We start from the raw sequence: 13,286 nt of genomic DNA on the forward strand, positions 1-13,286 counted from the left end.
GTGTGTCAAAATACCATACAGATTGCTTCAGAGGAAAGCCAATGGATACCCGCGCATTCAAGCGATCGCTACATAGTTCCGAAAACTACCACCGCAAAGGCTTTGGCCACGGCGAGGAGGTGAACCAGCAGCTGCAAGGGGAGTATCAAAGTTCGCTGATTCAGCAAATCCGCGCCAATGGCTATCGCTGGCAGGAGGGGGATGTAACGATTCGCTTGGCGGAGGCCTTTGGCTTTTGTTGGGGGGTAGAACGTGCCGTTGCCTTGGCCTATGAAACCCGCACCCACTTTCCCACGGAGCGCATCTGGATCACGAATGAAATTATCCATAATCCCTCGGTGAATGAGCGCCTGCGGCAAATGGCCGTGGAATTTATTCCGGTGGTCAATGGGGCAAAGGACTTTAGTGAGGTGCGCCAAGGGGATGTGGTGATTTTGCCCGCTTTTGGTGCCAGTGTCCAAGAAATGCAACTGCTGAATGAGCGGGGCTGCACGATTGTCGATACCACTTGCCCGTGGGTCTCGAAAGTGTGGCACAGTGTTGAAAAGCACAAAAAGGTGAGCTTCACCTCGATCATTCACGGTAAGTACAACCACGAAGAAACGATCGCCACCAGTTCCTTTGCGGGCACCTATTTGATTGTCCTCAACCTCGAAGAAGCCCGCTATGTCTGCGATTACATCCTCAAGGGAGGCGATCGCGAGGCCTTCATGGCCAAATTTGCCAAGGCCTGTTCTGCGGGCTTTGACCCCGATCGCGATCTGGTGCGGGTCGGCATTGCCAATCAAACAACGATGCTCAAGGGGGAAACCGAACAAATTGGCAAACTCTTTGAACGCACGATGATCCAAAAGTATGGTCCCGATCGCCTCAATGAGCACTTCATGAGCTTCAACACGATTTGCGATGCCACCCAAGAACGCCAAGATGCAATGCTGAACTTGGTCAAGGAACCCTTAGATCTGATGGTGGTGATCGGTGGCTACAACTCATCAAATACCACCCATCTCCAAGAAATTGCCATTGAACATGGGATTCCTTCCTACCACATTGATTCTGCCGATCGCATTGGGCCGGGGAATCGCATTGAACACAAACCGCTGCATCACGCTCTCACTGTTACCGAGAACTGGCTGCCCGATCGCCCAATCACCATTGGCATTACGTCCGGTGCCTCCACTCCCGATAAGGTGGTCGAGGCGGTTCTCAATAAAATTTTTGCCCTGCGGTCTGTGGTAGCGGTTTCCTAGGCCTCTGATGCTTGGGTCAAATCCCAAGCGGGCGATCGCTGACAACTGATCTCGTAGAGGGCAATGCCCACCGCCACTGAGGCATTTAGGCTATTGGTGCGCCCCGCCAAGGGAATGGCGACAATTTCATCGCAGTGCTTTTGCGTTTGCAGGCTAATTCCTTCCCCTTCACTACCAACCACAAAGACCGTAGGGCGATCGAAGGTAATTTTCGGTAGGGGCACCGCGCCACGTTCCGAGAGGCCATAGATCCAGTAGCCGGCTTCTTTAAGGGTTTCAAGGGCTTGGTTGAGGTTAATCACCCGTGCCACCGGCAAATACTCTAGGGCGCCGGCGGCGGCTTTGGCCACTGTTGCAGTAATGCCCACTGCTCGCCGTTGAGGAATAATCACCCCTTGCATGCCCAGAGCTTCCGCAGTGCGGATCATGGCACCAAGATTTTGCGGATCCGTAATACCATCGGCAGCCAAGAGTACTGGTTGATTCACGGTTGCGGCCTTGGCCAAGAGATCCTCAAGGGACCAGTAGTGATAGGCAGCCACCTGAAGGGCGATCCCCTGATGGCGCCCCCCCTGGCACAGTTGATCGAGGCGTTCGGGGGTCACGGTATCAATAATCGCCCCCTGCTGTTTAGCTTCATTCAAGCGTTGATGAAAACGTGGATCGTAGCGCAGCGAGGGAATCACCCAAATACGGTTGCAGGGGCGGCCACTTTCAAGGGCTGAGAGCACGGCATGGCGGCCATAGAGGAGTTCGGGGGCATCCTCGGCAGTTGGGGGTGCTTTCCGAATTAGTTGAGCTGGGGTGCGGCGCTGGGGGCGAGGAGGGCGGGTCGCGATCGGTCGGTTTTTTTTGCGGGGACGAGGTTTCTCGGTCATGAAAAGTCACTAAGATTGCAGATCTTCCCTAGGGTGTTCGCTGGAACATCGCAAGGGGGCGATCGCCATCATAGAACGTCAATGTATTTCCCTCAATGCGGTAGCGGTTCGTTTGCTCAAGGGTCTGTAAAAACGACATCTCCATCCTTTGTGCCCGTTGGCCAATACAGGCGCGCCGCGTTGTCGCCACTGCCGAAAACCGCAATTGCTGGCCATTGACGCTGTAACCACCGTTAAAGTTATTGCAGCCACTAAAGCCCGTTGCTCGCTGGGCATTGCTATCAAACTCAATAAACGCCGTATTCATGGGATTGCGCGGTGGCATCGGCATATTGGCTAGGCGCTGCAGTTGCCAGCGGCCACTGAGGGGACTTTCCGTCGCACCCGCTTCAAAGGTCAATAGCAGGCGATTGCCCTCAAAGAGTTGCAGCGTATTTCCTTGAACGCGGTAGCGATTGGTGCGACTTAGCCCCTGTAGCATCTGGGTTTCCACACTCTGAAGGGGTTCTTGGCCGCAGAGGCGTTGGGTGGTGGCTAAGGGGGCAAAAAGCAGACGCGGGCCGTTGGCGGTGTAGCCACCATTAAAGCTATTACAGCCCGTAAAACCATTGGCACGGCGGTTAGCACTATCAAACTCAATAAAGGCGGTATCCACTGGCACGGCTTGATTGCCAATGCGTCTGAGACGCCAGCGTTGACCGCTGAGGCTCAGTTCTGGGGGTTGGGAGGGAGGGTTATTTGCTGTTGCTTGTGTGGAAACCGCCACAGGCACCAAGCGCGGCAGGGGTAGGAGTCCCCCTGCGAGGCGATAGGTGACAGTACTGATGCGACTGGGGCAACAGAGGGGATCATTGGGCGTGTAGCGGGCAAAGTCTGCGGTGAAGGTGCCATCGTTTTGGAACTTGACCTCGCCTAGGAATGAGCCATCAGCGCGGGAATCCATGAGATTCGGCGATAGCGTTCCCAAGTAACGTCCTCCGGAAAAAACAAAGGCCTGATACCCCATCGGGCGACACATGCCATCAAAGCGACTATTGCCAAGAATAATTTCCACATTCTGATGGCGAATCGGGGTGCCCACGAGATACCAGCCTCGCTGTTGGATCAGGCGATCGGCCATGGATTGGGGAGAACGTAGGGTGCTGCGACAGCGGTTCAACTCACTGGGATCAGGATTGCCCCGTGGGGGAATATCTAGGATAGGAAGGTTGGGATTCCAGTTGCGCAGCGGTTGATCGAGCCAAGATTGGGGGGCGGCGAAACTCAGGGGGGCGATCGCCAGCGTTGTGGTGACTGTGTAGAGCGTTGCCAAGCTAACCGCAGTGGGAAACTGAATCATGGTGATGAAAGACCAAGCTCTATGGGGGTATCTCTAGGGACGTACAGAGAGTATAGGGGTTCCCTATCGATTCCCTCGCAAAAGATCAGGAAACCTTTAGCAAGTACGCTAGAGCCAGACCTTGGGCGATGCTGTAGTGCCCATAGCTAAAAACGCGGGGCACGTCGGAGTGCAGATGCTGGGCAATTTCGCGGTAGGCGTAGGGACTGCCATAGACCACCAGACCCGCCAGTTGATTTTGGGCTTGCAGTCGTTCGAGGGTGGCGATCGCTGGCGCACTTAAACCCGCTTTGCCTCGGAAGGGATTGCCACGACTAAACACCTGCACTAAGGTCGGTGCCTTGGGGAAGCCCTCAATCATGGTGAGGGGCGTTTGCTGATCAATCACCACCCGTTGGTCAAAGCCCCAAGTGGGGGGCAGTGTCAATGCGGGACAAGTACGGTTCAAAAAGCTAGCGTGTAGAGCATCATCCACGATCAGACAATTCACCCCTAAGGGCACAGGTTGCAAGGCTTGGCCAGCCCGCTCGAGACTGTCTTGGGCAATGGTGGTGGCCACCTCAACGGCTGGTGTCGTTTGGAAATAGTCCAACTGTAATGCTAGAGGCTGAAGGCGAGCCTTCGCGGCTTGAATGCGGGCTACAGCGGCCTGAATGCGCTCAGGAGGAATCCGCCCTGACTCAACGGCGGCAACCACCGCTTCAATGGCTGCCGGCGGATCCAAGGGCATGAGCAGAATATCGGCACCTGCTTCTACGGCTTTGACGGCAGCTTCGGCGGTACCGTAGGTGTTGGCGATCGCCCCCATGACCAAAGCATCGGTCACAATTAGACCCTTAAACCCCATCTCTTGGCGCAGGATTCCCGTGAGAATCGGGGGAGACAGGGTGGCGGGTCGCTCGGCATCCAAGGTGGGTAGGTGGACATGGGCGCTCATGACGGTATCCACCCCGGCGGCAATGGCAGCAACAAAGGGCGGCCATTCAATGGCTTGCAGGCGATCGCGATCGTGGGGAATCACGGGCAGTTCCAAATGCGAATCCGTGGCTGTATCCCCATGGCCGGGAAAGTGCTTTGCCGTTGTGAGCACTGGATAGGCACGTGCCCCTTGAATAAACGCGGTTGCAAGGGTACTCACAATGTCTGGCTCCTCGCCAAAGGCACGCACGTTAATCACTGGGTTTGCGGGATTATTATTCACGTCCACCACCGGGGCGAGAACCCAATTCAAGCCAATGGCTAAAGCTTCGGCTGCGGTGTATGCCCCCATTTCCTTTGCAAGGTCAACCGCCCGTTTTTGGTTCTTTTGGGCAATGGCACCTAAAGCTGCTGGCGGGGGAAATTGTGTGGCACCACTGAAGCGTTGACCAACCCCCTCCTCAATATCCGCCGCTAGTAACAGTGGAATCGTGGCCCAAGATTGGAGTTGCCGACAGCGTTCTGCCACTTCGACGGCACTGCCCCCCAAGAGAATCACCCCACCAACTCCCCAGTCTTTAATCCAGTGTTTTAAGGTGTTTTGGGGCGGCTCCCAAGCGGGATACTGAATCTGGCTGTCGTAGAGGTAGCCACTGGCTCGTACAACCACCATCTGCGCCACCTGTGCCCGCAGTGAAAGATCAGAAAGAGGGGGAATAAATGTCATGGGTGTGATCTCATTCAGAGCAAAATTTCACAAATGAATAACTTTCTTATTCAGCATATAAAAAATTGTCTCAAACCCTCTCAGGTAACTGGTCTGATTTTTTATACTAAAAGTACAGCCTTTACAGCCCTTTTCTAAGTACGGGCTGCATAAGGGGAAATGAACCTCCTCTATAGGAGCCTTACTTGTTTTGAGTGTGTTCCATTCATGTGAAAAGGGCTGTACCTAATGATCTTGAGGCAAAGTCCGATTCCGTTGCTTCGGGAGAGCAAGTTTCAAGTTTTTCCTGCGGTGTTCAATCATTAAGCCAAAGGCTGAAGCCTAAATCGCTTTCTTTAGGAGTTGACCTATGTTAAAAGCACTACGTGAGAAACTGCAAAGTATGATGGTCTTTTTGATGGAGGCATTTGGGCGCATCTTCACCCCTCGCAATGATCACTATCCTTCTACAGGAGCACAGCCCTTCACGGGAACGCCCTCCCGTAAGAGTTAGTTACTGTCTTCCGCAAGCAGAATCCCTGTAGAGACTTTACAGGTAAAAATAACTAGTATTCCTTCCGCATCAGCTCCGCCATAGCGGCAATTAGGGGGCGGGTGCAGTTTTTTTAGTTTTTTTATGAGCTTGGGGCGATCGCCCAAACTGTTAAAACCTAGAGATAACGCTCAGCGCTAAGGATACCACCAAAAGGTTGCAACCACTGAATCTAACGACATATTTCAGAATCAGTTAAGGAATATTTCAGATATTGAATTTTCCGTTAACATTTGAGCATTCCCAAAGGCCTATGCTAACTTAAAAGTAGGCACAGAAAGAAAGGTTAACGATAAGAGTGAACTTAAGGCTTGTGCCTCCCAGTCCTTGAGTTCGGGATAAAGCAAAGTTACTCCAAGATAAATCTCACTCCTGTCTTGCGAGTAATATCAAAACCAATCCTTTGAGCTTCACCGTTGTATAGTTGTCTTCTCGCTTTATCCAGCCTTATCGTTTGTGTGGTTACTGCCGAAGTCCCCATCCTGTCGTCCATGGGAGTTAAGGCAAAGCTAGGTAACCTCCCAGTATCCAAGGTCGTCAACGTTGACAGCAATTCATTACCTAGTGTCCATGCTCCAAGCTTGATCGGTTGAGATCGCCTAGTGGGGGTTTGGATCGCCAGCTAAAACCACGTCTTGTCCACGTTAGTTGTTGAGTTACTTCGTCATTGCTAACTTCGTTAGGGGTCTTGCTGCCGTCAGCTTGACCCCCTCGTTTTATGTTTAGGTTATGGCGTGAGTTGCGGTTGTCGCATGGCGCGTACCAGTTCTGCTGCTACTTCTGGCCGTGAAAACTCTGGAGGTGGCAATTCGCCCCGGCGCAGCATTTCCCGTACCTTTGTCCCTGAGAGGTGAATGCGCTCTTCGGGTTTGCTGGGACTGGTTTTACTGGTGGCCATAGACTGGGTGCGGGTGCAGTAGAAGGCATGCTCAAATTTCAAGGGAATAATGCCTAAGGCCGCTGGATCAAATTCATCGAAGATATGTTGGGCATCGTAGGTGCCGTAGTAGTCCCCCACACCCGCGTGATCGCGACCAACAATGAAATGGGTACAGCCGTAGTTCTTGCGGACGAGGGCATGGAAAATCGCTTCCCGTGGCCCTGCATAGCGCATCGCTGCCGGATTAATGGCCAGAATCACCCGATCTTTGGGGAAGTAGTGCTCGAGCATGATTTCATAGCAGCGCATCCGCACATCGGCGGGAATGTCATCCTCCTTGGTGGCACCTACGAGGGGATGCAAAAAGAGACCATCGACGATTTCAAGGGCACATTTTTGGATATATTCGTGGGCGCGGTGGATCGGATTGCGGGTCTGGAACCCCACAATGGTGCGCCAACCTTTTTCACGGAAGAGGGTACGGGAATCCACCGGATCAATACAATAGTTGGGGAATTGGGGATGGGGATGCCGCTCTAGGAGCCAAATCGGGCCTGCAAGGTTGACTTCTCCCTGTTCATAGACCACTTTGACGCCGGGGTGTTTGTCATCTTCGGTGCGATAGACACAGCGCGCCTCACGGCGTTTGTCGTAGGTGTATTTTTCGGTGAGTTCAAGAATTCCCAAAAACTGACCGGCTGCGTTATCGAGGCGAATGGTTTGGCCAATTTCTAGGGGAGCCGCCACCTCCGCACTGACGGAGAGGGTAATGGGAACTGACCAAGGCAACCCATTGGCAAGGTACATTTCTTCGACCACTCGCTCATAGTCGGCCTGTCCCATAAAGCCGGTCAGGGGACTAAAGCCACCAATAGCGATGAGTTCTAAATCGGAGACAGCGCGTTCATCAAGGGTAATGCGGGGCAATTGATCGGCACGGGCGAGCCACGCCTGTTTTTGTTCGGGGGAGAGAATACGATTGACGAGGATACCGCCGTGGGGGGCGATCGCATCCTTTGTCTGTACTGTTGCTGATGGACTCAAGGTCGAACTCCTTTTTGGGGCTGGATGAACCTGTTGCAAAACTTCATAACTAAGATAGAAGTCATTATTGGACGAATAGGTGCATGAGACAACTGGTAGACCCCTATCGTTATGGCGTCGAGCGGGAGTGGTGCTGGCGGGGATGGCAGAGTCGCTATAGTTTTTGGCGACCCGCTCATGGGGGGTCTCCAGTGATCTTGCTCCACGGCTTTGGGGCTTCTCTAGGGCACTGGCGATACAATTTGCGGCTCTTGGGAGAGCATCAGCCGACCTATGCCCTTGATTTGATGGGGTTGGGGGCAGCAGAAAAGCCCATTGCGGCCTATGGGGCTGAGTTTTGGGCGGCTCAGGTTCATGCCTTTTGGCAGAAGATTGTCGGGCAGCCAGCGGTGATTGTTGGCAACTCCATTGGGGCGTTGATTGCCCTGACCTGTGCTTATCGCTATCCGCAGATGGCGGCAGGGGTGGTGATGCTGAGTCTGCCCGATCCAGCGGTGCGCGAGGAGTTGATTCCGAGGGCGATCGCCCCCCTGGTGAGCGGAATTGAACAGATTTTTACGGCTCCTTGGCTGCTGCGCACCCTTTTTTACGCGATTCGCCGTCCCTTCATTGTCAAGCGTTGGGCACAATTGGCCTACGCCAACCCTGATTGTGTGGATGATGAATTATTGGAAATCCTGCTCACGCCTGCCTATGACGATGGTAGCGATCGCGCCTTTGTGCAAATAACCCGCGCCATGAGTCGTACAGACTTTGGCCCCAGTGCTAAAACGATGCTCAAAACGGTGTCCCAACCCCTATTGCTGATCTGGGGCAAACAGGATCGCTTCATCCCGCCTGCGCTAAGTCAACGGTTTCAACAGGCACAGCCAAGAATGCAAGTGGTGGAGCTAGATCAAACCGGTCACTGCCCCCACGATGAGCAGCCCGATCGCGTCAATGGCCTGATTTTGGATTGGTTGCGCAGCCACAGACTGGCAAGGGGTTGAGTCCTACGGTTGCAGGCTCTATGATCACGACAATCTTCAGAGTTGGCATGGCGGATGTTTAGGCTGATTACGGTTTTCTGGGCGTTTATTTTTATTGGTGTTTTGCTACTCTTGGGGCGAATCGTGCGGCAGCGTTGGGTACTGATGCGATCGCTCTATATGCCCAGTTCAGTCATTGCGGGCGTTTTGGGACTCATTCTTGGCCCTAGTGTGCTGGGGGCGATCGCCAGTCAAATTGCTCCCAACTCCGGTTTAGGGAACGGTCTTTTTGCCGAAGACATCCTCGAAGTTTGGCAGCAGTCCTCCAGCATTTTCATCAACATAGTTTTTGCCTGTCTATTTCTAGGGGAGATCATCCCTAGCCCTCGGGAAATTTGGCAGAAAGCTTCGCCGCAGGTGGCCTTTGGTCAGATTTTGGCTTGGGGGCAATACGTGGTGGGGCTGCTGCTGACGTTGCTCGTTCTCACTCCTGTCTTTGGCATGGATCCAATTGCTGGTGCCCTGATTGAGATCAGCTTTGAGGGGGGGCATGGCACTGCCGCCGGCATGGCCGATACCTTTAGGGAGTTAAACTTTACCGCTGGGGCTGATATGGCCTTGGGCTTGGCCACTGTGGGCTTAGTCTCTGGGGTGGTTTTTGGAGTAGCACTGATCAACTGGGCACGGCGCACAGGGCGCTTGCAGATCAAACCCTTGGTGGACTCTGAAACCGAGGAGAATCTCGACCTTCATCCCCACGATGACCTAGAAACACGGCAACGGCGGCGACAACTGCTGCGGGAGTTACTCATTGATCCTTTGTCATTAAATTTCTGTTTTGTGGGTTTGGCGATTATTGTGGGCTGGGTGATTCTTGAAGCGCTGCGACTCCTAGAGCGTCTCACTTGGGGACAAACGGGTTTAAAGCTCATGGCCTATGTGCCCCTATTTCCCTTGGCGCTGATCGGTGGCATTATTGTGCAGCTCATCCTGACCCGTTGGCGCAAACAGTACCTGATTAGCCGGCCACTGATTAACCATATTGGCGGTGTCGCCTTGGATGTGACGATTATTACCGCCTTGGCCACCCTCTCTTTAGCCGCCATTGGTGAAAATCTCATTCCCTTTCTCCTCTTGAGTGTGGGGGGAATTGCTTGGAATCTCTTTGTCATGCTCTATTTAGCGCCGCGAATTTTGCCCATGTTCTGGTTTGAGCGGGGAATTGGCGACATGGGGCAATCAATGGGGGTGACATCTACTGGACTATTGCTGATTCGTATGGTGGATCCCCACAACCAATCGGGGGCACTGGAAAGTTTTGCCTACAAGCAAATTCTCTTTGAGCCAATTGTCGGCGGTGGCTTATTTACGGCGGCAGCACCGATTTTGATCCGTAATTTTGGCCTTGTGCCGCTGCTGGGATTGACAGGTGCGCTATTGTTGCTGTGGTTGTGGTTTGGTTTTTGGAACTATGGCCAAATCCGGCCATCGCTGGCGCAAAATTGACCGTATTCAGGGAGAAACCTAGAATAGAAACGACTTGAGCCGCTGTGCCGTCTCAGGTAAAAGCCGTGTTGTGAGTTTGCCGATGACCTCTGTCCTCCTCGAATCCGTTGTTGAAAGTGATGAACGTGCCGATCTGCGTCAGTTTTCACGCATCCTACAACTAGGGGAAAAACGCTATCTGCTGCGCAATGATATTCTGGGCGCCTTTGCAGATTACTGTCGCGCCCTCGATCGCCCTGTCCCCACGCCCCTCGAATCCCGCCTCAGCAAGCTGGTGTTTTACACCCAAGAGATCATTGTCGACAATGAGAGTCTGTGTTGGATTATTCGGCCACGGATTGCGCAGCAGGAGGTATGTCGGCTGCTGGTGGAGGATTTGACGATCGTGCCAATGACGATTCCAGAGCTACTGGATCTGCGCGATCGCCTAGTGAATCGGTACCATCCCAACGAGGGGGATGTTTTTGAAATTGATGTCCAGCCCTTCTATGACTACTCGCCGATCATCCGTGATGCCAAGAATATCGGTAAGGGGGTGGAATTTCTCAACCGTTACTTATCTAGTAAACTTTTCCAAGATCCGCGCCAGTGGCAGCAGAACCTCTTTAACTTTTTGCAAATTCACCGCTACAACGGCTATCAACTCCTGATTAATGAGCGGATTCGCTCTCCTCAGCACCTCTCAGAACAGGTGAAGCAAGCTCTTGTGGCCTTGAGCGATCGCGCCTCCGACGAGGCCTACAGTGAGTTTCGCTTTGAACTCCAAAATCTGGGCTTTGAACCGGGTTGGGGCAATACGGCGGCACGGGTACGCGACACCCTAGAAATTTTAGATCAACTCTTGGATTCGCCCGATCACCAAGTGCTAGAGGCCTTTGTCTCGCGGATTCCGATGCTCTTTCGCATTGCCCTCATTTCTCCCCACGGCTGGTTTGGCCAAGAGGGGGTGCTGGGGCGACCCGACACCGGCGGGCAGGTGGTCTATATCCTCGATCAAGTGAAAAGCCTTGAAAAACAAATGCGGGAGGATTTAGAACTGGCAGGGCTGGGGGTACTGGAGGCACGGCCTAAAATTATTGTCCTGACTCGCCTGATTCCCAATGCCGAAGGAACGCTGTGCAACCAACGCCTAGAGAAAATCTACGGCACCAACAACGCTTGGATCCTGCGGGTGCCGTTTCGGGAATTTAATCCCAAGGTGACCCAAAACTGGATTTCTCGCTTTGAAATCTGGCCCTATTTGGAAACCTTTGCCATTGACGCGGAGCGGGAGTTGCGGGCGGAATTTGGCCATGTGCCCGATTTAATTATTGGTAACTATTCCGATGGCAACTTGGTGGCTTTTTTGCTGGCGCGGCGAATGAAGGTGACCCAATGCAACATTGCCCATGCCCTCGAGAAATCTAAATACCTCTTTAGTAACCTCTACTGGCAGGACTTAGAGGATAAATATCACTTCTCGATGCAATTTACGGCGGATCTGATTGCCATGAATGCTGCCAACTTTATCATCAGCAGCACCTACCAAGAGATTGTGGGCACACCCGACAGTATTGGCCAGTACGAGTCCTATCAATCCTTTACGATGCCTGACCTGTACCATGTGGTGAATGGCATTGAACTCTTTAGCCCGAAATTTAATGTGGTGCCACCGGGGGTGAATGAACAGGTTTACTTTCCCTACTACCACTACACGGAGCGGCTAGAGGGCGATCGCCAGCGATTGGAGGAATTGCTCTTTACCCTTGAGGATCCGCAGCAGATCTACGGTCACTTAGAGTATCCCGAAAAACGCCCTCTCTTTTCGATGGCACGGCTGGATCGCATTAAAAACCTCACAGGACTGGCAGAGGCCTTTGGCCGCAGCAAAGCACTGCAAGAGCGCTGTAATTTAATTTTGGTGGCAGGGAAATTGCGTACCGAAGACTCCAGCGATCGCGAGGAAATCGCCGAAATTGAGAAGCTCTATCAAATCATCCACGAGTACAATCTCCATGGCAAAATTCGCTGGCTAGGGATTCGTTTACCGAAAGCAGATTCGGGGGAAATTTACCGCATCATTGCCGATCGCCAAGGGATTTTTGTCCAGCCGGCGTTGTTTGAAGCTTTTGGCCTGACGATTTTGGAAGCCATGATCAGTGGTCTGCCCACCTTTGGTACCCGCTTTGGTGGCCCTCTGGAAATTATCCAAGATGGGGTGAATGGTTTTTATATCAACCCAACCCACCTAGAAGAAATGGCGGAGACTATCCTCCGCTTTATAGAGGCTTGCGATCGCGATCCGCAGCAGTGGCAACGAATTTCCAAAGCGGGTATCCAGCGGGTCTACAGCACCTACACTTGGAAAATTCACTGCACACGCCTGCTCTCCCTCGCCAAGATTTACGGCTTCTGGAACTTCTCTTCCCAAGAAAACCGCGAAGACATGATGCGCTATATGGAGGCACTCTTCTATCTGCTCTATAAACCCCGCGCCCAAGCCCTATTGGCAGAACACATGCAGCGGTGATATGGGTTTAGCGACTAGGCGGGAAGCCCCGCGATCGTCGAGAGTATGTTACACGTAATGGTAATCGATCGCCCAGCGAGCCAATTCAGTACGATTGTGGCAGCCTGTTTTCCCCAGCATATTGCTGACGTGGCTTTCCACCGTGCGCTGACTCACGTGTAGCTCAGCAGCAATTTCACGATTCGACATGCCCCGAGCGACGTATTGGAGAATTCGCGTTTCTGTGGGGGTGAGTTCGACACCGGGGGGTGGGGTGGGCACAGGCGGCGATTGCAGTCCTTGGGCTTCCCGTAGGCGAGCGGTTTGTTTGAGGAGGGCTTGGATTTGGGCTAAGAGTTCATCCGGTTCAAAGGGCTTGACCAAGTAAACATCCCCCCCCGTTTGCAGCCCCTTAATGCGATCGTGGGTTTGCCCCTTGGCCGAGAGAAAGAGCACCGGTAACCAACTGAGGTGTGTTTGTTGTCGCACTGCACTGACAAAGCTATAGCCATCCATCTGGGGCATCATCACATCACAAATAATTAAGTCGGGCGTCTGCTGCTGCAGAATTGCCAGACCTTCGTTGCCATGGGCTGCCGTCAGTACACGATACCCCTGCATCTCAAGGTAATCCTTGACCAAGAGGACAAGATTAGGGTCGTCATCCACCAGTAAAATCGTGGCATTTTGCGCAGGGGAAGCCTCAAGGTTCATACATTCAGAGCAGTTAACGGTGCTGACGCCAAGTCTTACTAA

General features: G+C 53.0%; 10 protein-coding genes. 5 read left to right on the plus strand and 5 right to left on the minus strand.

Annotation, left to right across the window (positions count from 1 at the left end; translation table 11 throughout):
- The first annotated feature begins 41 nt into the window (after nucleotides 1–41).
- Entirely contained in the window at nucleotides 42–1,250 is a 1,209-nt protein-coding gene (locus tag QYC28_RS11600) for a 4-hydroxy-3-methylbut-2-enyl diphosphate reductase (RefSeq protein ID WP_286625794.1), read from the plus strand.
- On the opposite strand, the gene rlmB is transcribed toward QYC28_RS11600, so the two are convergent.
- The 3 genes from rlmB to QYC28_RS11615 form a co-directional block, all read right to left on the minus strand.
- Entirely contained in the window at nucleotides 1,247–2,128 is an 882-nt protein-coding gene (gene rlmB, locus QYC28_RS11605; RefSeq protein WP_302679528.1) for a 23S rRNA (guanosine(2251)-2'-O)-methyltransferase RlmB, read from the minus strand. The genes QYC28_RS11600 and rlmB overlap by 4 nt on opposite strands.
- 28 nt (nucleotides 2,129–2,156) lie before the next feature.
- Nucleotides 2,157–3,467 carry an META domain-containing protein gene (locus QYC28_RS11610; protein WP_302679529.1) on the minus strand — a complete coding sequence of 437 codons (1,311 nt, stop codon included), beginning with the start codon at nucleotides 3,465–3,467 and terminating at the stop codon, nucleotides 2,157–2,159.
- Nucleotides 3,468–3,552: 85 nt separating this feature from the next.
- On the minus strand, nucleotides 3,553–5,112 hold the full coding sequence (locus QYC28_RS11615; RefSeq protein WP_286649663.1) for a glycoside hydrolase family 3 N-terminal domain-containing protein: 1,560 nt from the start codon (nucleotides 5,110–5,112) through the stop codon (nucleotides 3,553–3,555).
- 349 nt (nucleotides 5,113–5,461) lie between these two features.
- Here QYC28_RS11615 and QYC28_RS11620 point away from each other — a divergent pair, with 349 nt between their 5' ends.
- Nucleotides 5,462–5,605 carry a hypothetical protein gene (locus QYC28_RS11620; RefSeq protein WP_181495457.1) on the plus strand — a complete coding sequence of 48 codons (144 nt, stop codon included), beginning with the start codon at nucleotides 5,462–5,464 and terminating at the stop codon, nucleotides 5,603–5,605.
- A gap of 766 nt (nucleotides 5,606–6,371) precedes the next feature.
- On the opposite strand, the gene sat is transcribed toward QYC28_RS11620, so the two are convergent.
- Nucleotides 6,372–7,568, minus strand: coding sequence for a sulfate adenylyltransferase (gene sat / locus QYC28_RS11625; RefSeq protein WP_302679530.1), 1,197 nt, complete (start codon nucleotides 7,566–7,568; stop codon nucleotides 6,372–6,374).
- 83 nt (nucleotides 7,569–7,651) lie between these two features.
- Between sat and QYC28_RS11630 the strand changes: the two genes are divergently transcribed.
- The 3 genes from QYC28_RS11630 to QYC28_RS11640 all read left to right on the plus strand — a co-directional run bounded on the left by QYC28_RS11630 (nucleotide 7,652) and on the right by QYC28_RS11640 (nucleotide 12,551).
- Nucleotides 7,652–8,557, plus strand: a complete 906-nt coding sequence (locus QYC28_RS11630; protein WP_149821004.1) for an alpha/beta fold hydrolase — start codon at nucleotides 7,652–7,654, stop codon at nucleotides 8,555–8,557.
- Between the two features lie 54 nt (nucleotides 8,558–8,611).
- Nucleotides 8,612–10,042 (plus strand): sodium/glutamate symporter, encoded by a 1,431-nt coding sequence (locus QYC28_RS11635; RefSeq protein ID WP_149821006.1) that lies wholly within the window; start codon nucleotides 8,612–8,614, stop codon nucleotides 10,040–10,042.
- An 82-nt stretch (nucleotides 10,043–10,124) separates the two neighbouring features.
- Nucleotides 10,125–12,551: a sucrose synthase gene (locus QYC28_RS11640; protein ID WP_149821008.1), complete on the plus strand. Its 2,427-nt coding sequence runs from the start codon at nucleotides 10,125–10,127 to the stop codon at nucleotides 12,549–12,551.
- 48 nt (nucleotides 12,552–12,599) lie between these two features.
- Here QYC28_RS11640 and QYC28_RS11645 read toward each other — a convergent pair whose 3' ends face one another.
- The gene (locus QYC28_RS11645) at nucleotides 12,600–13,244 is read right to left on the minus strand and encodes a response regulator transcription factor (protein ID WP_149821010.1); all 645 of its coding nucleotides are present in this window, start codon (nucleotides 13,242–13,244) and stop codon (nucleotides 12,600–12,602) included.
- Nucleotides 13,245–13,286 lie beyond the last annotated feature (42 nt).

It is taken from the genome of Thermosynechococcus sp. HY596 (genome assembly GCF_030518715.1).
Lineage (GTDB): Bacteria > Cyanobacteriota > Cyanobacteriia > Thermosynechococcales > Thermosynechococcaceae > Thermosynechococcus.

Bases quoted from the DNA above. Each gene is read 5' to 3' on its own strand.
- QYC28_RS11620 (WP_181495457.1), top strand. From the start codon at position 5,462: ATGTTAAAAGCACTACGTGAGAAACTGCAAAGTATGATGGTCTTTTTG.
- QYC28_RS11600 (WP_286625794.1), top strand. From the start codon at position 42: ATGGATACCCGCGCATTCAAGCGATCGCTACATAGTTCCGAAAACTAC.
- QYC28_RS11630 (WP_149821004.1), top strand. From the start codon at position 7,652: ATGAGACAACTGGTAGACCCCTATCGTTATGGCGTCGAGCGGGAGTGG.
- QYC28_RS11615 (WP_286649663.1), bottom strand. From the start codon at position 5,112: ATGACATTTATTCCCCCTCTTTCTGATCTTTCACTGCGGGCACAGGTG.
- QYC28_RS11640 (WP_149821008.1), top strand. From the start codon at position 10,125: ATGACCTCTGTCCTCCTCGAATCCGTTGTTGAAAGTGATGAACGTGCC.
- QYC28_RS11645 (WP_149821010.1), bottom strand. From the start codon at position 13,244: ATGAACCTTGAGGCTTCCCCTGCGCAAAATGCCACGATTTTACTGGTG.
- QYC28_RS11610 (WP_302679529.1), bottom strand. From the start codon at position 3,467: ATGATTCAGTTTCCCACTGCGGTTAGCTTGGCAACGCTCTACACAGTC.
- rlmB (WP_302679528.1), bottom strand. From the start codon at position 2,128: ATGACCGAGAAACCTCGTCCCCGCAAAAAAAACCGACCGATCGCGACC.
- QYC28_RS11635 (WP_149821006.1), top strand. From the start codon at position 8,612: ATGTTTAGGCTGATTACGGTTTTCTGGGCGTTTATTTTTATTGGTGTT.